Annotated in this window: 15 protein-coding genes and 1 tRNA gene; 3 read left to right on the top strand and 13 right to left on the bottom strand. The window is 42.1% G+C overall.

Going from position 1 to position 22,477, the window contains the following annotated elements:
• Positions 1–114: 114 nt before the first annotated feature.
• From DUT71_RS02695 to metG, 3 genes are all read right to left on the bottom strand, one after another.
• Positions 115–186: transfer RNA gene (locus DUT71_RS02695), tRNA-Arg, on the bottom strand.
• A 36-nt stretch (positions 187–222) separates the two neighbouring features.
• On the bottom strand, positions 223–1,509 hold the full coding sequence (locus DUT71_RS02690; protein ID WP_113660964.1) for a mechanosensitive ion channel family protein: 1,287 nt from the start codon (positions 1,507–1,509) through the stop codon (positions 223–225).
• 30 nt (positions 1,510–1,539) lie between these two features.
• Positions 1,540–3,648, bottom strand: coding sequence for a methionine--tRNA ligase (gene metG / locus DUT71_RS02685; RefSeq protein WP_205313819.1), 2,109 nt, complete (start codon positions 3,646–3,648; stop codon positions 1,540–1,542).
• Between the two features lie 42 nt (positions 3,649–3,690).
• Here metG and DUT71_RS02680 point away from each other — a divergent pair, with 42 nt between their 5' ends.
• Both DUT71_RS02680 and DUT71_RS02675 read left to right on the top strand, forming a co-directional pair.
• Positions 3,691–4,590: a S66 peptidase family protein gene (locus DUT71_RS02680; protein WP_113660962.1), complete on the top strand. Its 900-nt coding sequence runs from the start codon at positions 3,691–3,693 to the stop codon at positions 4,588–4,590.
• Position 4,591: 1 nt separating this feature from the next.
• On the top strand, positions 4,592–4,999 hold the full coding sequence (locus DUT71_RS02675) for a DoxX family protein (RefSeq protein ID WP_113660961.1): 408 nt from the start codon (positions 4,592–4,594) through the stop codon (positions 4,997–4,999).
• A gap of 59 nt (positions 5,000–5,058) precedes the next feature.
• On the opposite strand, the gene DUT71_RS02670 is transcribed toward DUT71_RS02675, so the two are convergent.
• The 8 genes from DUT71_RS02670 to DUT71_RS02635 all read right to left on the bottom strand — a co-directional run bounded on the left by DUT71_RS02670 (position 5,059) and on the right by DUT71_RS02635 (position 19,120).
• On the bottom strand, positions 5,059–5,505 hold the full coding sequence (locus DUT71_RS02670; RefSeq protein WP_113660960.1) for a hypothetical protein: 447 nt from the start codon (positions 5,503–5,505) through the stop codon (positions 5,059–5,061).
• Between the two features lie 8 nt (positions 5,506–5,513).
• The gene (locus DUT71_RS02665) at positions 5,514–6,992 is read right to left on the bottom strand and encodes a SusD/RagB family nutrient-binding outer membrane lipoprotein (RefSeq protein ID WP_113660959.1); all 1,479 of its coding nucleotides are present in this window, start codon (positions 6,990–6,992) and stop codon (positions 5,514–5,516) included.
• A 17-nt stretch (positions 6,993–7,009) separates the two neighbouring features.
• Positions 7,010–10,138 (bottom strand): SusC/RagA family TonB-linked outer membrane protein, encoded by a 3,129-nt coding sequence (locus tag DUT71_RS02660; protein ID WP_113660958.1) that lies wholly within the window; start codon positions 10,136–10,138, stop codon positions 7,010–7,012.
• Positions 10,139–10,543: 405 nt separating this feature from the next.
• Complete coding sequence (locus tag DUT71_RS02655) at positions 10,544–11,197, bottom strand: hypothetical protein (protein WP_113660957.1); 654 nt, start codon at positions 11,195–11,197, stop codon at positions 10,544–10,546.
• 71 nt (positions 11,198–11,268) lie between these two features.
• A complete protein-coding gene (locus tag DUT71_RS02650) occupies positions 11,269–11,781 on the bottom strand; it encodes a hypothetical protein (protein ID WP_113660956.1) in 513 nt (170 codons plus the stop codon).
• A 17-nt stretch (positions 11,782–11,798) separates the two neighbouring features.
• Positions 11,799–13,259, bottom strand: coding sequence for a RagB/SusD family nutrient uptake outer membrane protein (locus tag DUT71_RS02645; protein ID WP_113660955.1), 1,461 nt, complete (start codon positions 13,257–13,259; stop codon positions 11,799–11,801).
• Between the two features lie 11 nt (positions 13,260–13,270).
• A complete protein-coding gene (locus DUT71_RS02640; RefSeq protein ID WP_113660954.1) occupies positions 13,271–16,291 on the bottom strand; it encodes a SusC/RagA family TonB-linked outer membrane protein in 3,021 nt (1,006 codons plus the stop codon).
• A gap of 354 nt (positions 16,292–16,645) precedes the next feature.
• Entirely contained in the window at positions 16,646–19,120 is a 2,475-nt protein-coding gene (locus DUT71_RS02635) for a M14 family metallopeptidase (RefSeq protein WP_113661097.1), read from the bottom strand.
• 93 nt (positions 19,121–19,213) lie between these two features.
• Between DUT71_RS02635 and DUT71_RS02630 the strand changes: the two genes are divergently transcribed.
• Positions 19,214–20,515 (top strand): UDP-N-acetylmuramoyl-tripeptide--D-alanyl-D-alanine ligase, encoded by a 1,302-nt coding sequence (locus DUT71_RS02630; RefSeq protein ID WP_113660953.1) that lies wholly within the window; start codon positions 19,214–19,216, stop codon positions 20,513–20,515.
• 149 nt (positions 20,516–20,664) lie between these two features.
• Here DUT71_RS02630 and DUT71_RS02625 read toward each other — a convergent pair whose 3' ends face one another.
• Both DUT71_RS02625 and DUT71_RS02620 read right to left on the bottom strand, forming a co-directional pair.
• Positions 20,665–21,852 (bottom strand): thioredoxin family protein, encoded by a 1,188-nt coding sequence (locus DUT71_RS02625; RefSeq protein ID WP_113660952.1) that lies wholly within the window; start codon positions 21,850–21,852, stop codon positions 20,665–20,667.
• Between the two features lie 111 nt (positions 21,853–21,963).
• Positions 21,964–22,461 carry a gliding motility lipoprotein GldH gene (locus DUT71_RS02620; RefSeq protein WP_113660951.1) on the bottom strand — a complete coding sequence of 166 codons (498 nt, stop codon included), beginning with the start codon at positions 22,459–22,461 and terminating at the stop codon, positions 21,964–21,966.
• Between the last annotated feature and the right edge of the window lie 16 nt (positions 22,462–22,477).

Here is a 22,477-nt window from a genome sequence, read left to right as displayed (position 1 = left end):
TTTCTAATACATTGGATTTAATGAGCTTAAAATAAGAACTCCTATCAATTCTCCCTATTCTTAGCCCCAAAAACAAAAAAAGCCATAAATTACGTTGAACTTATGACTTTTTTGTAGCCCCGAGCAGAATCGAACTGCTATCTAAAGTTTAGGAAACTTCTATTCTATCCGTTGAACTACAGGGCCGGGTTACAGGCGCAAATATATAAAATTATCCAACGCTTAAATACTTTGATTTTGTATTTCGATATGTTTAAGATCTCCCGAGCCTTCCATTTCGTAAATTTGTAGACCAAAGTATGGCGCCGCTGCGATGATATGATCAAAAATATCGGCCATAATGTGCTCATATTCTGCCCAGATAATAGTATTGGCAAACACATAAATTTCGATAGGCAAGCCATGCTGCGTAGGGGCCAGTTGCCGCACCATAATGTTCATCTTTTTATTGGTGCCCGAGTGGTTGGAGATATAATTGTCGATATATTTCCTGAACAGCCCTGCATTGGTTAAGTTCCTGCCATTAATCAGCAGACTTTTATCTGCATTGGTACGCTGGTTATGCTTCTCAATATCCCGTTGCCTATGTTGGATATAAGATGTAAGCAGTTGGATCTGCTCAAAATGAGGCAATTCTTCCGTTTTGATGAAACGTATGCTCGACTGTTTAATGTTGATGGCCCTTTTAATGCGCCTCCCGCCCGATTGCCGCATGCCCCGCCAGTTTTGGAACGAATCGGAAATGAGCGAATAGGTAGGGATAGTTGTTATGGTTTTGTCAAAGTTCTGCACCTTCACCGTGGTGAGGTTAATTTCCAGAATATCGCCATCGGCACCATACTTAGGCATGGTAATCCAATCGCCAATGCGTACAATATCATTGGTGGTTACTTGTATGCTGGCCACAAACCCCATGATGGTATCTTTAAACATCAACAACAATACTGCTGAGATGGCTCCCATTGCCGTAAAAAATGCCACAGGTGATTTGCCCGTTAAATTAGAGAACAGGACCACAGTGCCCATTAAATACAATAAAATACGGATCACTTGCAGGTAGCTATCAATGGGTTTTCCTTTAAAGCCCGGTTTCTCTTTTAACAGATCGCCTCCGGCTTTAATGAAAGCCATAAGTACCCACACAATTACCAGCACCAAATAGATATCACAAAAACCCAATATCAGTTTATTGATTTGCGGATAATCATGAAATACCACAGGAATAGCCACGTAAATGGCTAGCAAAGGCGCTATTAGGGATAGGTAATGAGGGGCTTTGTTTTCCAGTAGGAATTTAAAGAAGGAAATATCGGTTTTGCGGATGGTCTGGATCACGATTAAACGCAGGATACGTCTCACCACATAATAAATTCCATAGGTAACACCTAACGCCACCAATAGTAGCACCAAAGTATTCACAATGGCCGCCGCATTAGGCGATAAGCCTATCCTTTCAAAAAAAGACAGGCTTAAACGACTGAAATTTCGCAAGTGATTGTTTAATTCCATATCCTTGCAATATAGTGCTTTTGAGCCTAACTAGCGAACGGTACCGCCGTTATTTACGGTTTGCGTAGGGCTTACAAAGCTTAATTTGCCTTGGGCATCTTCGGCCATTAAGATCATACCTTGTGATACGATGCCTTTGATTTCCCTAGGTGCCAGGTTGGCCAACAAGCTCACCTGTTGCCCAATAATTTCAGTTGGGTTGTAATGCTCTGCAATGCCCGAAACTACCGTACGTTGGTCTAAACCAGTATCTAAAGTTAGTTTCAACAGTTTCTTGGTTTTCTCTACCTTCTCTGCCGCTACAATGGTGGCTACACGAATGTCCATGGCTCCAAACTGCTCGAAGGTTACGTTTTCCTTTGCTGGAGCTAGGGTAGCATTTGCCGCTTCGTTTTGCGCTTTGCTATTGTTCAGTTTATCAATTTGCGCTTGTACCTCGGCATCTTCAATTTTGCTGAACAATAAGATAGGCTCGTTAAGTTCATGTCCCCTTTTTAGCAAGCTCACAGAGCCAGCATCTTCCCAACTATGGCCACCATAATTCAACATCTTCTGCAATTTATCTGCGGTAAATGGCAAAAATGGCTCAATCAGGATTTCGAGGTTGGCCGCAATTTGCAAAGCGATGTTCAGGATAGTTCGTACACGATCTTCGTCGGTTTTAATCAACTTCCAAGGTTCGGTATCTGCCAAGTATTTATTCCCCAATCGGGCAACGTTCATCACTTCTGATAAAGCCTCCCTGAAACGGTAGCTTTCAATAGAGGCACTGATTTTTGCCGGATAGGCTTTCAGTTCTTCTATCACCGCATAGTCAATATCGGTAAGCTCCATGCAAGTTGGCACCTTACCTCCAAAATATTTATGGGTAAGTACGGTTACTCGGTTCACGAAGTTGCCCAAAATAGCCACCAACTCGTTATTGTTCCTGGCCTGAAAATCTTTCCACGTAAAATCGTTGTCCTTGGTTTCAGGCGCAGTAGCAGTTAACACATAACGTAAGATATCCTGCTTATCCTTAAACTCCTCTAAATACTCGTTCAACCAAACGGCCCAGTTTTTAGAAGTGGATATTTTTTGGCCTTCCAAATTCAAGAACTCGTTGGCGGGGACATGATCAGCCAAAATATAATCGCCATGCGCCATTAACATGGCAGGGAAAATAATACAGTGGAAAACAATGTTGTCCTTTCCTATAAAATGCACCAATTTGGCATCTTGATCCTTCCAGTATTTTTCGTATTCGAAATTTTCTACCTTATTCTGATCGATATAGTATTCCTCTGCCTTAGGGTTCCAAATACCTAATTTGGCGTAATTAGCCAATTCCTTGGTGGCCGATATATAGCCAATAGGCGCATCAAACCATACATAAAGTACTTTACCATCGGCACCTTTTACCGGAACCTTTACCCCCCAGTCCAAATCTCTGGTCATGGCTCGTGGTTGCAACCCGGCATTTAACCAGCTTTGACATTGGCCATACACATTTGGCCGCCATTCTTTATGACTTTCGATATAGGTTCTTAAACGCTCCTCATATTTATCCAATGGCAAAAACCAGTTCTTGGTTTCCTTCATTACCGGTGGCTCTCCGGACAAGGTCGATTTTGGATTGATCAGATCGGTGGCGTTTAAAGTGCTGCCACAGCTTTCACATTGGTCGCCATAGGCGTTTTCATTGCCGCATTTTGGGCAAGTACCGGTAATATATCTGTCGGCTAAAAAGGTTTGCGCCTTTTCGTCATAATATTGCTCGGTCACCTCCTCGGTAAACACACCGTCGTTGTACAACTTCTCAAAGAAATCTTCGGCCGTTTGGTGATGGGTTAATGACGAGGTACGGTGATAAATATCGAAGGATATCCCGAAATCCTTAAAAGAATCGCCAATGATTTTATGGTACTTGTCCACTACCTGCTGCGGCGTAATCCCTTCTTTCTTTGCTTTTAAAGTGATAGGAACGCCATTTTCATCAGATCCGCAAATGAATTTTACATCCCTTTTGTTCGATCTCAGGTAACGCACATAGGTATCGGCAGGTAAATAAACACCCGCTAAATGACCAATATGCACCGGACCATTGGTGTAAGGCAAGGCTGCCGTTACGGTATATCTTTTAAATTTACTGTTATCCAAAACTATTTATTTATTTATCTTGGCAAAGATATTGTTTTCAAAATGATTAAGCAGCCACCGTATTTAAAAAAAGGAGATAAAATCGCAATTGTTTGCCCAGCGAAGAAGCTTCCAAAGCCTATTGATCAGGGCATTGAGATTTTGCAAAGTTGGGGCCTCGAAGTAGTGCTCGGCAAAACCGTTACCGCTTCGCACCACCAGTTTTCCGGAACCGATGAACTCAGGGCGCAAGACATCCAGCAATTTTTAGATGACGAATCCATCAAAGCCATTATTGCCGGTAGGGGCGGCTACGGCACCATTCGTATTATTGATGAACTAGATTTTACCGCTTTTAATGAAAATCCTAAATGGTTGGTGGGCTTTAGTGACATCACCATCTTGCTTTCGCATGCTTTAGCAAAGCTGAATACACAAAGTATCCACGGACAAATGCCTTATACTTTTGAAGAGAGCACGCCTGAAGCTTTAGAAAGCCTTAGGAAAGCTTTGTTTGGGGAGCACAACACTTATGCTTATCAAAGTGAGATAAAAGGCAGAGATGGCCAGATTGAGGGCGAATTGATTGGCGGGAATCTTACATTGCTCCTTGCCGTTGAAGGATCAGTATCGGAAATGGATTATGAGGGCAAAATATTGTTTTTGGAAGATGTGGGTGAACACGAATACTCGATAGACCGAATGATGCGCACCTTGAAAAGAAAGGGCAAATTGGCCAACCTAAAGGGACTTATTGTGGGGGCTTTCAATGAAATTGACAAAGAGAGTATTTTTTTTGGACAAACGCCCGAAGAAGTGATTTGGGAACTGGTGAAGGAATACGACTTTCCTGTTTGCTTTAACTTTCCTACAGGCCACATTGCCGACAACCGGGCCATGGTATTGGGCAAATCTGTATCTTTATCGGTAAAAAACTGCAATATTCAATTTAAGTATCTATAGTATGGCAATATTTGATAATCTAGGAAAATACCGCAATACGGGTTTATTAATCTTAAGAGTTGGCTTAGGGGTGATGATGATGTTCCACGGGTTGCCTAAAATCATGGGCGGACCAGATCAATGGGCGGGCATTGGCAGCAGCATGAAAGTGATTGGCATTAATTTTATCCCAGCGTTTTGGGGGCTTATGGCGGCGCTATCAGAAGGGATGGGTGGTTTTCTTTTACTACTAGGCCTTTTTTACCGCCCTGTAAACATGCTATTAACCTTTACCATGATTATTGCAGCGCTTGTACACCTAAATAAAGGAGAAGGTATTATGGGGGCTTCTCATGCCATTGAGTTGGGCATCGTTTTTTTCAGTTTGATTTTTATTGGTCCTGGAAAGTATAGCGTGGATAAGAAGTAGGAATAGATCATTTGTTAAAAGAAAAAGGTTGAAGCTTAACACTTCAACCTTTTTTCTTTTTAACCAGTGATGGTAATGGTATAAAACCTTTTGACAACCGACCCGTTTCCTAAGGTAGCGGTAACGGTGAGAATAACCGAGCCACTGGTACCCGAAGTAGGCAGCGGCGCATCGGCAGCCCCCCTCAAATCTTTCACAAGTTTACTGAAAGTGTAGGTTCCTCCACTTACGGTAACTGTGCCTAAATTGTTGGTAACATTTCCTGTTGGGGTAGTAAACGACAATGTTTTTACATCACCGGTATAGGTAATGGCAATGCTTACCGTTCCAGTCCCTTTGGTTGTAGAGCCCGTAGCATAACTAGAGTAGGTGCCCATTGTTTTGCTATAGTCGCCGTCAAATACAACGGTAGCTGGCACATCCAGTGTTTCAGGTTGTTTTGGGTCTTTTTTGCATGCAACTAAGCTTAAAATTGATGCAAACAATATCATGGTGATTCTTTTCATATTATTAATTATTTATCCCAGAACACAGTTTTCGTAAATACCGAAGGTCTGGCAGGGGTATTCGGGTTGTAACTTCTTTCATTAAATGAGTACGGCAATATACGAGGAATTGCTGTAGCAGGGGAAACAGGTGCCAGAACAGGGAAACCGGTTCTTCTCCAGTCTGTCCAAGGCTCTATGGCAACCCCAAAATTCGCCACAAATTTCTCTTCGATAATTTTCTGGATGGCATTACCTACAGCAATGGTCCCATTTGTTGAAGCCAAATAAGTGGCTAGGCCAGCGTTAACTGCAGCGGCTTCGGTACCATCTGAAAATTCGGTAGCAGCGCCAAATGATGCCGTTATGCCCGCTTTATAATAGGTGTCGGCTGTCAGCAAATCGGCGCCACCATTGGATCTGGCATAATATTCTGCTAAAATCTGGTTTTGCTCTGCAAACGTAAGCATCCTGATTGGCGCTTCACCTCCATAAACGCCGGCACTCAATTTACCTCTTAGATAGGTACTCATCCTAGAGAAACTGGTGCTAATCACCACGTCACCCATGCCATTGGTTGCGCCTACGTATGAGCCCGAGAAAAGGGTTAGGAAGGAATTTCTCCTGGCATCGTTTTTCGCATTCATCAAATCAACCAATGTTTTACTTGGAAAAAACTGATTGGGCCTTGAGCCTTCAAATTGGTGGATGGGATTGGTTTGGTTTGCCGACGTTAAAAACCTCATCTGGAAATTATCGGCATTATTCCTGAACAATTTATTGGTGGCCAAAACCGCTACAATTCCATTTTTTGCTTTTGTGGCATCAGCAGCGGTTCCATTTACCGAAAAGTAGTGAATGTATATGCGCAATTTTAGTGCATTGCCAAATCGCTCCCATTTATCCATATCTCCCCCATAAAACAAATCATCTGTGGTTGGGGACAGGGCCGATGCTTTCCTGATGTCTGCAATACCTGCATCAATTAAACCAATTAAGGCATCGTAGATACTGGAAGAGCTGTCATACTTAGGCTTCAAGCCTGCTTCAAAACCATTTGCTTCCGAAAAAGGCAGGTCGCCGTAGGCATCTACATGGGTTTGGTAAACATAAGCCCTTAATAGCTTTGCTACGCCAGAATACTTAGGGCTGGTAGCCTCTGTTTTTTGGATAACTTTCTGCAAATCAGACAATGTACCCGCAAATGTAGCCGCCCAGGTGTTATTGATATCGCCTTCGCCAACAGCATACTTATCATATTGGGTTGGCTGGGCCGATCCTCCTCCCTGTGCCGCAAACTGCTGAACCCACAGAGATGTAAAACGATGAATATCTGAACCCATCGTGAAACCAATCCTTCCTTGTGCCGCAGGTAATATCAAACTAGCGTCAGGATCTTTCAGTCGTGTTGGATCATCGTTAATATCCACAAATTTTTTGCATGAACTTAATCCTATTGTAGCCGTGATCACCCATAGGAAAGTTGTCTTTTTTATATTGATTCTCATAATTAATTCTCCTATTTCTAAAACGATACCTTTATAAACCCACCATACGACCTAGTTTGGGGCTGTCCATTGTATTCAATACCTTGTCCGTTGCTTACGCCCAACAAGTTGTTCTCTGGATCAATGTGCGGGAAATTAGGTGCATACAGCAACAGATTTCTTCCTGTTAAACCTACACTAATTCCTTTTACAAATTTTAGGCCTTGTAGCACCTTTCCGGGAATACGGTAGGACAATGAAGCTTCTCTTAATCTAATCCAGGAACCATCAAAAACGGCATATTCTTGGGCCGAAGCGCTATACAAGTCGCTATAAAACTGTTCAGCGGTAATTAAGGTGTTATTAGGAGATCCATCGGCATAAACGGCATTGTGCATGTATAATCTGTCCCTGTTGCCTGTTTCCACTACGGTTCCGTATCTCCTCAAATCGGTAATGGTTCTAGAGTAGATATCTCCACCGTAGCGAATGTCGGCGAACAAGCTTAGGGTTAATGTTTTGTATGAGAAACTTGTATTAACACCTGCAAGCCACTTCGGATTCGGATCGCCGATAACCTTAAGTTCTGCCGTGTTGATTTGTCCACTGCTTAACCTACCATTGGCATCAACCACATCTTTTCCATTTATTTTTTTAAACACCTGTCCAAACAAGGTTCCATACTGGTATCCTGTAACGACACGTCCCTGAGGGTTTGTAAAGCCTCCATTACCAATAAATGGCACACCTGGCGCAAGCTCCACAACTTCACTTCTTCCTCGGGAGAAATTCACAGACAGGTCCCAGGTAAAGTCTCTGGTTTTAACTGGGATACCGCTAACCATTAACTCTATGCCATTCGTTTTCAAGGTACCTGCATTTAACAAAGTACTTGTATATCCCGAAGAAGGGGCCGCGGGCACCGAGAAAATAATATCGGTACTCTTTGTGCGGTAATACGCGAAATCCAAAGTTAACCTGTCCTTTAAAAACCTAGCCTCTGCACCAATTTCTTTGGTAGCTGTGAACTCAGGCTTAATATTGATGTTACCTGCGGCATCGCCAAAAGTTTGTCCGTTTACACCATTAAATGGGAAAATCAGGTTTGGTCCAAATCCATCTGAAGGGCCTGCCGTACCAAAATAAGTTCCCGTACTATAAACTGGTGCCTCACGTCCTACTTTTGCGTAGTTTGCCCTGATTTTTAAATAAGAAAGGATATTTCCATTTTTCAATTCAGGAAAAGCTTCCGTAGCAATAAAACTTGCATCTACTTTAGGATAGAAATAATCTCTTTTGCCTGGAGCGAAGGTAGAAGAAACATCTCTACGACCAGTAAAAGATAAATACGCATACGATTTATAGTCTAAACTGATATCAGCATAAACACCAACCAAACTTTGCTCGGTTATAGCCTGCGCAGGAACATAAGTTAAGGTGTTTGAGATATTGTAGTTATGGGCCGCTTGAATTCCGTTCCCCGTAACTTGAAGTTGGTCTACTTTTCTATAGTTAATCTCATTTCCAAGAAGGAACCTAATTCCAAAATCTTCTGATATTTTTCTGTTTGCCACTAAATTGAAGTAAGAACTTACCTCACGCCTATTGGTGGTATTGTCAATAATTGATCCCACCCTACTGGCCGATTGGTTATTGTTGGCCGTTTTTTCATTAATCGTTTTTGACACATTGGTGTATTGGTCGATACCTATTTTGTAATTGACACTTAACCAATCCAAAATCTTGTAATCTAATCCGGCATTACCAATTACACGGTCAATTTTTTGTTTAAACAAAACGTATTTGATTGACCACAACGGGTTATCGGTACCTAAAATATTATAATAGGTATAAGCTGGGTTATAAACACGACTGGTTGGTATATTGTTAAGTCCGGCCGGTGTTTCAAATGGGTAGTTTGCCAAATTGTAGGTTCTGGGCAAAGTCATGCCATCAAACAAAGGATTTGACCTGGCATTGCCTACGGGAGTTCCCACTGAACTGTTATTTACATACTGCACTGAAGCCGATATGGTCAGCTTTTTATTTAGCTCGGTGCTTGCATTAAAGGTCAGGTTATTTTTGGTTAACCTATTATTGGTGATATAACCGTCCTCCTTAAAGTTTCCATAGTTTAGGTAATAAGTGGTTTTATCGGTACCGCCCGAGAAGTTAACGTTGTTTTGAAGGCTATATCCTCTTTTAAAAATATCCCTAACGTTATCTTCGTATGCAGTAAGTGTTTCTTGGTTGCCTAGGTAGTTGGTCACGGTTTGTCCCGTTACTTTTGTTCCCCATGACATTTGCGAAAAAGGATCGTAAAGGCCATTTACGCCCTGAGAATAATTATTTTGATACTCAGGTAATCTGTTAACTTCAAAACTGTTATAGTTTGTACTGATTTCCACTTTTCCAGATTGATTTTTAGCCCCCTTTTTGGTAGTTACGATTACGGCACCGGCAACCGCTCTTGAGCCGTACAGCACCGCAGCGGCAGGCCCCTTCAGAATGGTAATGGATTCGATGTCGTCTTGGTTTAAGTCGATACCTCTATTAGAGTTGGTACTTCCTGTATTTACAGCCTGTCCACCACCGCTATTATCGATAGGAATACCATCTACTACCCAAAGTGGCTGGTTAGACCCCGTAAAGGTAGTAGCCTGGCGAATATTGATATTTGCTGAAGAACCGGTGGCACCGCCAGACGAAAGGATTTTAACCCCCGCAACTTTACCCGCCAGAGCGTTTACCACGTTGGTTGATCTACCTGCGGTAAGTTCTTCACTGTTAACCGTTGTAGTAGCATAACCCAATGATTTGGTCTCTCTCTTTTGGCCCAAAGCAGTAACAACCACTTCTGATAGCGATTTCGAGTCGGTTTCCAGTGTGACATTAAACACGTTGCCGGAACCCAGTGATACCACTTGAGGAGCAAAACCAATTGAACTGATCTCAAGAGCTGTGGCGCTAGGCGGAACAGAAAGGGTAAACTTACCGTTGGCCCCGGTTGAAGCGCCGATATTTGTACCCCTTACTTTCACACTTACACCAGGAATTGGAAGCCCGTCTTCTTTAGACGTAACCGTTCCCGTGATTGTCCGATTTTGTGCAATAGCCGATACAGCCGTAAACAGCAAAATGAACAAACTTTGTACAAGTTTTTTCATAAACTTTTAAGAATTTAGGTTAGTTAATAGTTAATTATATAACAATATAGTTACATTATGCTTACATAGCAAATTCTTTTACAACTTTTTCGATACAAACTTTGAAATATAAATTATTTAATTTCGGCCGTAAATCTCGAAAAACGCTTATTCAAGCAAAAAATGCAGAAAAAAGGTAGATTATCTGATTAACATTTCGGCGATAAAATATTGTAGCGATACGGGGATTTAAGGAATGGGGTGAAATTGGCGGGATGTAACGATAACAAAAAAAGACAATTGCCCCTGTTCATTTTAACAGGGGCAATTGTCTTTTAGTTTAATGCGCCAATTATACAAAAAACTTGGGCACACTTGCCATCACGGGGTTAATGAGATAGCAATAAAAATCTTAAGGTCGAAATATTATAGTTGATTATAAAACTCCACAATTTCTTTCAAATCTGCTTCCTTTTTTAAGTTTAGCTTACGCTCTTTAATCTTACTTTGAACAGCGCTTGCTTTGTCCTTAAAGATTGTTTCTAAGACACTCTGATCCTTAGCTACCGGCACAATGGTTTCGCCATTATAAAAGTAATATTCAAAATTATCTGCAATTTTTCTCGTGGTCGTGGCCGAGTTATACTCTCTATATTCAGTTATTGTTTTATTGTTTCTTTTCAGCAGCTGTACTTTTCCATCGGCCAAAACCTCGTAGTAATTAAGTTGAGTATTTTTTTTCAATGCAGGATAACCATTTCTATATAAGCCTTTTTCAGCTATCTGAAATTCCTTTATCGCACTGCTAAACTTCATTGGTGTTTCTCCATCCTTACCCAAAAATAACAGTTGGTCCTCTACCAAATTATATTTAAGCTTATAGTCTTTGGATACTTTCCCATCTGTAGATTTAACAATTCCCATACTCCAATCATCTAGCAAATAAACAGATCCTTTAACATCCGTATAACTTGTAAGCCTAACGGGTATACCATTATCATACGATGCAACCGCCCCCTGGCTTTGGGCTTTGGTCAAGCTTACAAGCAACGTCAAAAAAACAACAATTAACTTTTTCATTTCCTTAAAACAATTTAATAAAAAAGCCAAGGCTCTTTCGAGCCTCAGCTTTTTTGGTTAATTCCAATTCACTATGGTCTTAATGTAAGTGTAAATGTTTTATAATTTTCACTTGCTTTAACCGTACCATTACCTACTAAGGTAACAGCCAATGATCTTGTAGTACTCGTTGGAACACTTCCTGGAATTACATCTACCAAAAGGTATCCAACAGAAGAATTTGCTGGGATAGTCATTTTTCTAGCCCCAACTGGTCTGAAGTTATAGTTAGTACCTTCAACAGCAGTATTAGTTGTTGCTACGGTATAGTTTACTTCAGTTGCTGAGCTTGACTGAGGGCCCACTAACTGTACATAGATGGTATCTGTTCCCCGTTGTGCCACAGAGATGTTTCTTCCTAACACCGTAGGTGCGGGAGAAGACAATACACCAGCAGGTAAAGATCCCCCTAATTTTCCAAAAAGATGGTTCTTAAACTCAACTACGGTTGGGCCGTCGTATGTATTTTTGTCCTCTGGAAAACAGCCTAGCATAGAAATGGCAACACCTCCCAAGAAGAACAACTTTATAATAGCTTTTTTCATTATTTCAAAGTTAAAAATTAATAATTAGGGTTTTGAGGTAATGCTGGGAATAATTGTACCTCTGTTGTTGGCAAAGGAGCTAAAAGCCTATGGTCATTTGTAGGAATTGTACCGCCAGCAATAGCCGCTGGTTTCGTAATTCCGTTACCCAAACGTTTCAAATCAAACCATCTGTGTCCTTCGAAAAACAGCTCCCTTCTTCTTTCATCCTGAATATATGAAACAATAGTCGCATCGGTAGGAACACCTGTCGTAGAAGCACTTCTAGCAGTTCTCAAGGTTTTTACCGTGTTAGAAGCATCTAAGTATTGGGTCAATCCAGCTTGCGCCTCAGCTTTCATCAATAGTACATCAGCATATCTAATTACAGGAATGTTGTCCGTATAAACAGCTCTGGCTCCTGAATACTTGTGGCTCCAAGTTCTAATTGGACTTCCTTGTTTAAAGAACATTGCATATCTCTGATCTGTAGTTTCAAATAATGCAAATAATTCATCAGAAACAGTTTGTCCGCCGTAAGTTGACATTGGAGTAGGTCCTGCATTGGTTGGGTGTGTATAGCTATACAAAGAACTGTTAGGACCTGTTACGTTGGCCATTTGTGTTGCAGGAGTAATTACCAATTCAAATAACGACTCGGTATTTGTAGCAGCAGCAAAAGCGCCCACATAATTGGTTGCTAATCTAGCTTGGGTATTTGCCGGAGTCATCGCAACGTCAAAGTCAGCTATCGCCTCTAGGTATTTGCGTTCGTACAATTGAACTTTACCTCTCAATGCATAAGCAGCAGCTTTATTTAAAGTATAAGCTGAACTAGCCGTTGTAGAAACAGTTAGTGTATTGAAGATATTAATAGATGCCGTTAAATCATCCATAATTGATTTGTACACTTCTTGCACTGTTGCTCTCACCATAGGTGTTGCCTTAGTAACATCATCTGTACCTTTTAACCTTAGTACTACACTTTTATTAAAGTTAGCTCCAGGGCCAGTGGTAGGGATTGTACTTGGCTCGTAACCGTACACCCTAGCCAAATCAAAATAAACCAATGCTCTTAAAGCTAACGCTTGTGCTTTAACCCTGGCTTTATCAGCCGTTTTACTTGCTGGAACGCTCAAGGCATCAATTTTATCCAAAATTAGGTTTACTTCATTGATGATCAGGTAAGCGGTTCCCCAGATGTTGTAATGTGCGCCTGGCGCATTGATGTTAACAGAGTTATATCTTCCTCCTGATAAGTTTACCGCGGTGTAGATATTATCTCCCAAAGCATCTCCCATCAATTGGAAATCTCTTCCGTAGTAATCAAAGCCTATAAGCCTTTGGTATGCAGAATTCAGAACCGCTTGGAAACCGTTGAGGTCTGTAAATACTACGTTCGGAGAAATTTGGTTTTTCGGCTCTATTTCTACCATCTTCTCGCAGGAAGCAAACAAACTTCCTACAAGCAATCCATATATTAAAAATTTCTTTTTCATTTTATAAACAATTAAAATTGAACTGTTAAACCTCCGGTGATTGTTCTAGAGTTAGGATAACCATTTAAGTTATTTGCTCCTACGTTCTCTGGATCTTCACCTCTGTAATTGGTAAAGGTCAACAAGTTTACACCTTGTGCAAATACACTTATGCTAGGGATACCAATTTTGCTAGTAAATTTAGTTGGCAGTTTATAATTAAGCGTTACTTGCTTTAATCTGATGTATGATGCTTTTTGAATAAATCTTGAAGACATGATATCAGAGCTAGAGCTTCCTGGTTCGATATAAGTATCATATGAACGCGGAATATCGGTAATTTGTCCAGGTGTAGTCCATCTGTCTGTAAGTGATCTTCTAACCTGGTTATCATAACCACTACCAGCAGCTTCAACAACTTGTTGTGTTTGGATATAAGCGTGGTTTCCATATTGGTATTGGAACATCACGTCCAAGGTTAAACCTTTGTAAGAGAAAGTATTGATAAAACCTCCGTAAAAGTTAGGGTTAGAGTCGCCAATCTTGGTTTGATCCGCTGTTACGGGCTGATAAGTGATATTGTTGTTTTTATCGTAGTACATCGCTCTACCATCGGCAGGGTTAACACCCGCATAGCGGTAAGTCCATAGTACGTTTAAAGGCTCTCCAACGATATAGCTGTTTCCAATTCTGGTTGCGCCGGCATTCAAAGAAAGCAATTTGTTTTTTACAAAAGCGATATTGAATGAAGTTGACCATTTAAAACCAGATTTAGTGTTGATGTTTACAGAGGTTAATTCTGTTTCGATACCTTTTGATTCAACCTCACCAGCATTTTCAGTGATACCTGTGAAACCAGAGTTGGCAGGAAGTGTTCTGCTTAGCAACAATTTAGTGTTGTTCTTTTTAAACACGTCAAACGCACCAGATAATCTGCCACCAAACAAAGAGAAGTCTAAACCAGCTCCCAATTGTTTAGAGGCCTCCCAAGAAAGGGCCGCATTACCTAACTGGCTAGGTCTTAAACTACCGCCGCCATTGTAAGCACCAGCTGCACCACCCGAAGTAAATAAGGTTAATGCACCAAAGTCTGCTGTTGGTTGTACACCGGTAACACCGTAACTAGCTCTTAATTTCAAGTCGTTAACAAAAGAAACCGATTTCATGAAATCCTCTCCAGAGATTCTCCAACCTGCAGACACACCACCAAACAAACCGAATTTTTGGTCAGCACCGAAACGAGAAGAACCATCGTAACGTAGGTTACCCGTTAACAAATACTTTCCTTTATAGTCGTAGTTAATGTTTCCGATTAAACTGGCAATTTTGTACCCAGTAAATGTAGAACCATATGAAGTGTTAGTTGACGCCGAGCCCAACAAAGTTAACAATGGGCTAGGGAAACCCTGAACACCAACTGATAATTGTGTTTGAGAAGCGCTACGATATTCGAAACCAGCTAAAGCGCTAAAGTTATGATCGTTATTAAACGTTTTGTTATAATTAGCAGTAACGCTGGTATTATAGTTTACGTTTCTGATAAAGTTTTCATTACCAGTACCACCTGTTGGAGCATATGCCGGAAGTGTAGATGGTCTGTAGTTATAGTTTTTTGCGTCAGCAAAATCCACACCAGCATAAGCTCTAAGTTTCAACTCAGGAAGCACCTGATAGTTTAAAGCCACGTTACTGATAGTTTGTACCGAAGTGGTTTTACGTTGCTCTTCGTTGATACCTTGAACTACGTTATAACCATAAGCACCATAAAGGTTATTGTTATAAGTACCATCAGGGTTGTAGATCGCGTTTGTAGGAGGCGTAAACAATGCTCCGGTAAAAGGAGTATTGGTGTAAAAACCTCTATTTGTACCATGTCCAACAGATTGTGTTGCCGCCAAGGTGATTGATGTTTCGAAAGAAACTTTATCACTGATCTGATGATCTAAGTTGGCACGTAAGTTTCCTCTGTTGTAGCTTGAAGCCATAACGGCACCTTTGATATCATTATAACCCGCAGAGATAAAGAATTTGGTTTTTTCGTTACCACCTCTTGCAGATAGGTCATACTGACCAGTTCTTCCAACTCTAAAGATTTCGTTATACCAGTCGTAAGATGGAATAACAGCCGGAGCAGTAGTTACACCAGCACCAAAAATGGTTTCGTTCCATTCTTCCAATGCATCCGCATACGGATAACCAGTTCTTGCTGCCCAGTTTTTAATAGCATCTAACCTTAGGTTATACCACTCTGGACCAGTCAACATGTCGTAAGGTCTCAACTGCTCGTTTACACCTTGCTGAACAGCTGCTGTAATTTGGGTTTTACCAGCTCTACCTCTTTTAGTTGTTACAATTACAACACCGTTTGCCGCTTGAGAACCATAAATAGAAGCTGTTGCAGCATCTTTTAAGATTTGGATCGATTCGATGTCGGCAGGGTTGATTGCTCCCAAAACGTTTTGAGTGGTTTGTGTAGATACACCACCGGCAGAAACTTGAACACCATCAACAATGTATAATGGTTGAGTTGCACCGTTGATTGTGCTAAGGCCCCTGATGTTAACAGTGATACCAGAACCTGGCTGACCACTGTTAGTAGTTACCTGAACACCCGCAGCCCTACCTTGCAATGCCTTGTCAAAAGTTTGCACAGGAAGATTTTCGATGTCTTTTCCACTAACAATAGATACAGAACCTGTTAATTGGGTTTTCTTTTGGGTTCCGTAACCAGTTACAACAACCTCGCTTAGGCCTTTGGAATCTGTCTCCAAAGAAACATTAACCGTGTTGCTGGATCCTAGGTTGACTGTTTGAGTAACATAGCCTATAGAAGTAATTTCTAACGCCGAAACGTTAGCACCTACTACGATAGAAAACCTACCATTTGCTCCAGTTGATACTCCTGTACTAGAGCCCTTTACTTTTACACTCACTCCTGGTAACGGCAAGCCATCTTCCTTAGAAGTAACCGTACCAGTGATTGTTCTATTTTGCGCCATTGCCGTAGAGGCAACAAAAAGCAAAATGAACAAACTTTGTAGAAGTTTTTTCATAAACTTTTTAAAAATTTAGGTTAGTTAATAATTAATTAGGAGCTAAATATAGAGACATTAATGACGTAACACAAATTTTATTTAACATTTTTTAACAAAACGGCCTTTTTCAACATCGTTTTGTTAAAACATTGAGTTAATGTTTAATATACGGATTAATGACAATGGCTGTAAGCCATAATCTAAAAGCCTTTGGGGCAAAACCGCCTTTAGCGGCTTTTCTTTTTGTAAAATTTAGGCTACATCCTTTCTTGTCCAGGCGCCGTTCTATGCAGTTACTCCTTTAACCGCTTACCAAAAGATCATTTGTATCGTTACGATTCCTTTTATTGGTTGGGAAACCAGCAAAAAGCCCTAAATCCCTAAAAACACACTATTCAAGAATATCTGTTTGCCGGATTCCCAAAAAGACCTGAACAAAACGGGTGCGGCAATGTAAACTACCGTGCCTTTTCCGATGTTTTCTGAAGCGAGCAGCATGCCCGACGAGAGTTTATCCTTTACTTTTGCTCCTACCACCCCTGCCATGTAGCTATCGGCCTTTAAAACGCCGATGTTATAACCGTTTTCCAAAGGCTGGTAAACGTTGGCATCTGTTTTTAAGCTGTAGTAATTTTTAGCAGCACCAAAAGATAGGGGATGTGTGGTATCAAGGTATAGGTTATAAATTGCGCCTGGAATGCTATTGCTAAAATCGTCGTGGCCACGGTTTCCGTAAATTACGCTATTTCCTTTGGCCTCGTTCGGTTTTTCTTCTTTTCTTTTGATCTGGAAAGGCTTTTTGCCCACAAATGCAGCAATGGCGTCTTCCATCAAGATCAGCTTACCTCCGGCGCTTACCCAGGGAGCCAATTGATCGGCAAGCTTGTCGCTGTAGTAACCATCCGCAACAATGAGGGTGTTTACCTTGTTGATATCCAGGTTGGCCGCCGAAGAAACGTTCAGGATAGAGATGGGCATATTCAATTGCTGCTCAAAGAGGTGCCAAATCTCGCCAACCGACTGCGAAGATACCTCCTGACCCGCCAACACCGCTATCTTTGGCATGGCCAACAGCGGATAAACAGACGATCCAAAATCTTTCCCCTTCTCTACAAAACCCGAGGCCAGTACTTTTACCTCAGCATTCATCTGCACGAGGGTTTTCTCCACAATGGTTTGGCTGTTGGGCTGCTTCTTTTCATTTTCGGCCCTATATATTAATAAGGTACCTGCCTTATAGGCTACTCCGCCAATGGTAAAGCCCTCTTCGGCCATGCGAACTTTAATTCCCTGTTCCTGCAAAGCCATCAGCACTTTTACGTCTTCAATGCCGTTCCACGACAGTACCCAGGCATAGGGCTTGGCCATACTGCTTCCCGGTTTTTTCGGATCTTCTATGAAAGAAAAGGTTCCCGACAGGCTCTCTTTCACGGCATAGGCTTTTAAGCCATAGGCATAAGGCAGGGCCCAAGCGGTAATATCATAGGTGTTCGAATCGCTCACTGCGGTATGCGGCTCAAAGAGGATATTGGCCAGTACCCCCTGTTTTTGTGCCACATTGATGATCATGTCATTACGCTCTACCTTAAAAGTTTCGGGCTTTTGCGTTTCATAGCTATAGCCGTTCAGGGTCTTGTCGGCACCAAAGGCAAACGCAATTTTGTTTTTGGCAAGCAAATCAGCCAATTTGCGTAACCTCGAGATATTTTGACCCTTTACCACGTAGGTTTTATATGGCAAAGTTGGCACTAAGCTCTGCTCAAAAAACTTTCTGAATTCCGTCAATAATTTTTCGGCATGGGCCGAAGCAGTTTCTATCGTAGATAGAGAAGTGGTGAAATGATGGGCAATCCTATCTTTAAGGGTCAGGGTATCTCCATCTGCGGTAATTACGGCCAGGCCTGCCCTGATGCCGCCCTGCTCATAGGTCATGCCAATGGCGCCATTGTACAAGGGATAGGTATCGCCGTATGATGGATAAAGCAGGTCGAATCTTTCCTTGGTAAAATATTGCCAACCATTTTCATCAAAGTATTTGGCATTGTTACGTCCTACTATTACCTGAAATTGACGTTGCCAGGGGGTTACCGCCTGGTGGATGGGCTCGGCCGCAGGTGCAAAGTAATAGGGTTCGTTGTAGCCCTGTTCATGAAAATCGACATGGATTTGTGGCAACCATTGATGGTACTGCTTTAGGCGCTGCTCACTTTCTATCTGGCTTTGCCAGGCCCAGTCTCTGTTTAAATCAAAATAGTAGTGGTTGGTTCTGCCCCCTGGCCAAGGCTCATAATGTTCGCGTGCGCTGGGGTCTGGGTTGGGCTCAGTGCCCACCACACTGTTAAAGTAGCTCACGTAGCGCTCCCGCCCATCGGGGTTTAGGCACGGATCGATAATGACCACCGTATTTTTTAACCAGGCCTTTACCTTATCGTCCTTTGCCGCCACCAGGGTATATAATACTTTCATGGCGGTTTCGGTAGAGTTGGCCTCGTTGCCGTGCACATTATAGCTAAGCCATACAATTACGGGCTGTTTATTAAGGTCAATGCGTTTATCTCCATTGGAAACGGCCTGGTTGTTGGCTTTAACCTGTTCCAGTTTGTCCATGTTGTTGGCATCGGAAACTACGGCCAAAAGCAGTTCTCTGCCTTCGTAGGTTTTTCCGTACGACTGTAGCTTTACCTTAGCTGACTTGGCGGCAACGTCCTTGAAATAATCGACCACCTTTTGATGGCTGGTGAAATGCGTTCCCAGTTCATAGCCCAAAAAAGCATCGGGGGTTTGTAACTGCGCAAATAGAGGCAAGCAAATAAAGCTAAGCCAGAAAATTAAAAGGGCTTTTTTCATACCGTTCATATCTTACAATCAATATTACTAAAAGAATATTTGATTTCACTTAAGCATTCGTAATTTTACAGAGCATTATTCATTTCAGGCATTATGACCAGTATCGAACAACTTTATCAGCATTATTTGAAACATCCGGTAGTTTGTACCGATACGCGAGCCATTACCCAGGGATGCTTGTTTTTTGCTTTAAAGGGCGAAAAGTTTGATGCCAACGAGTTTGCCCAAAAAGCGGTTGAGGCAGGGGCCGCCTTTGCGGTTGTAGATAATGCGGCGTTTGCCCAAGGGGAGCAATTTGTTTTGGTAGATGATGTACTGGAGACTTTACAGGCTTTGGCCAAGCATCATCGCCAGCAGTTAAACATTCCTGTCATTGGGCTTACCGGCAGCAATGGGAAAACCACTACCAAAGAATTGATTAGGGCGGTACTGGCCGAGCATTTCAGCGTATTTGCCACCAAAGGGAACCTAAACAACCATATTGGTGTGCCTTTATCTATCCTTAGCATTGATCGAGCTATCGAAATTGCGGTAATTGAAATGGGCGCCAACCATCAAAAGGAGATCGAGTTTCTTTGTAGCATTGCACAGCCTACGCATGGCCTGATCAGTAACGTTGGCATGGCGCATTTGGAGGGTTTTGGAGGTTTTGAAGGGGTAAAAAAAGGCAAGGCCGAACTTTATGCGTATTTAAGTGCCCACAATGGCCAGGTGTTTGTAAACGCCGCTAACCTTGACCTGATAGAGATGGTAAACAAGGCTACCGTTAAAAATGTGGTGCACTATAATGTAACTGAGCCCAACGCTGTGCACGGTGTTTTAAAGCATAGTGATCCGCTTATTGAGCTTGACTGGATGTATGCGGGCAATACCTATGCGGCCAAGGCCAACCTTACCGGCATCTACAATTTCGAGAACATCCTAGCGGCCATTAGCATCGGTTGTTTCTTTAAGTTAAGTGCGCAGGAAATTAACCAGGGCCTGGCCAATTATTTTCCAACCAACAACCGCTCGCAGCTGGCCAAAACGGAACGTAATACGGTGATCTGCGATTTCTATAATGCTAATCCAAGCAGCATGGCGGCTGCCATTGCTAATTTGAACAGCCTTAGTGCGGCTAAAAAGGTGGCCATTTTGGGCGATATGTTTGAGCTTGGCCCCGAGTCTGCCAAACAGCATCAAAACATTATAGAACTGGCCCTGAAAAACAATATTGACACGTTAGTATTTGTAGGCGTTCATTTTTTTGAGGTTAGTGGCCAATACCAAGCGCATTTTTTTGAAACTCCTGCGCAGGCTGTTAACTTTATTGAGGCGCAAAACTGGAAAGATTCGCTTATTTTGCTAAAGGGAAGCCGCGGAATGGCCTTGGAGCAATTGCTGCCGCTGTTATAGTGTGCTTCTGTACCTATTCTAAACCATTAAGCCTCATTCCCTTAATGCCTTAATGGTTCAAAAAACAATGTACCCCCCTGGCCCACCAAAGTTGCTTATGGGTGGCTAAAATGTTCTTAGATGTATCAGATGCTTCGAGATAAAGCCCACTAATTGCCCATGTTCTGCAGTGCCTGCCTTAGGTCTTTCTTCACATCCTCAGGGGTATTGGCACTAGCCAGCATGGTATTGGCCGTTTCCTTGAACTTATCTGTTTGTTTGGTTTTGATATAGATGATCGCCTTTACAAAATCCTTCAGGTAGGCCTGGCTAGCATCTTTGGCAGGCACTTTTATGGCGTTAAACTTTTCCAGATATTTATCTAACTTGCCTTCTTCGTGCAAAATTGGGCCAAATCCCATCATGGCGTTGCATAACTGCTCGTAGCCTACCTTATCAGGATGGTCAATAATTTGGTTAAACGCGGTTAATGCAGGTTCCATCTCTTTGTTCTCCAGAAAATACTGGGTTTTAAAATAGTTGAACACAAAGAACGACTGTGCCGGAATGTACTTGTCCAAAATGGCCTTTACGGCATCAAAGTCAACCTCCTCGGTAAGCTGTACTTCTTCTGATAGGGCAAACTGTATAGCCAAGGTTACCAGGCGTTCATTAAAATCATCTTCGGTGTATTTGCCCGCCCTAAGCACCTTGCTTTTGTTTTCGGCAAAGTATTTCAGGTCTTTTTCTTTGGGTAAGGTAAAGGCATATTTCATTAAAAGGTCCACCAAATCTGGATCTCCCAGGATATCAGGCTTTGCAGCCAAAAAATCTTTGCTGATGTAGCCAAAGTCCTCGTCCTGAAGCTCTATCGCCAGCTCGGCAAACTTTAGGAACTGCGCATTGTTCAGTTTTTGTGCTTCTTTTTTTAAGGTGTAGTACTGTGTTTGTGGGTTTTTAGCGGTTTTGCCCAATGCCAAAAACTCGTCGGCGGCAAGGAAACCCACCCCTTTATGGAGCATTACGCCTTCTGGATTGATAAAAACAAGGTTTGGATAGGCGGATACGTAGTACCGATCTGCAAGCATGGCTCCCTCTCCTTTTTCCATATCGTATTTAACGTTAATGAAATTGGCGTTGTAGTAATCGGCAACCGCCTGGTTGGTATAGGTTTCGGCATCCATTTGCTTGCAGGGGCCGCACCAGGTCGCATAGGCATCCAAAAAAATCATTTTATTTTCTTTTTTTGCCTGCTCAAGCACGGTGGTCCAGGTAGGGTTTTCCAAAAACTTGATTTCGGCCGCATTTGCCGCAAATACCGTTAAAAGCAGACAAGCCACCAGCAATCTCTTCCTCATATCAATATAATTTTAGTTTAGTTTCCCAAGCAGCGCAGCTTTATCGCTACAGGCTTTTAAAGGGCTTAACGCCTTTGAAAAAGCCATCGCCTTTGGTGCGCCTCCTTAAAGTTAGTTTTTTATTACCTCAATCCCAACATCACTTACGCCCAACAGCGGATTATCCCTCATATTCTGCTCAATTTCGATACTGTACTTGCCCGTATCCGGGAATCGATGGTTTTTAAGCAATGGGAACGTGTAGGCGTACAAATCTCCAGATCCCTTGCCCAGCCATTGCCCGTCGGGTTTTGCCAACTTAAACTGGTAGCGCAATCTTTTACGGCCCTTGGCATCCTTAAAGGTAGCCAGCACAAACATATTGGCATAGCGGTAGCTGTTATTGATCCGTAATTTAAAGTTTATGTGATAAGGTTTTGCCGTGTCTTCGATCTTAAAATCGGCCTTTGCCGTATTGGCGTACAGCCATTGGTTATCTTCCACCGCTTGATTGGTATCAATTACCGTGTTAAAGTTACATCCAAATAAAAGGGCTACTCCTATTAAACAAGAGGCCAGGGTGTTTACACGCAAGGCAATACTAAAGCCGATGTTCTTGATTGATTTCATTAACGATACTTAAGCC

Origin of the sequence: Pedobacter nanyangensis (assembly GCF_003313505.1) — a bacterium.
GTDB lineage: Bacteria > Bacteroidota > Bacteroidia > Sphingobacteriales > Sphingobacteriaceae > Pedobacter > Pedobacter nanyangensis.
The sequence above is the reverse complement of the archived record's forward strand: the minus strand, read 5'-3'. Positions and strand labels throughout refer to the sequence as shown.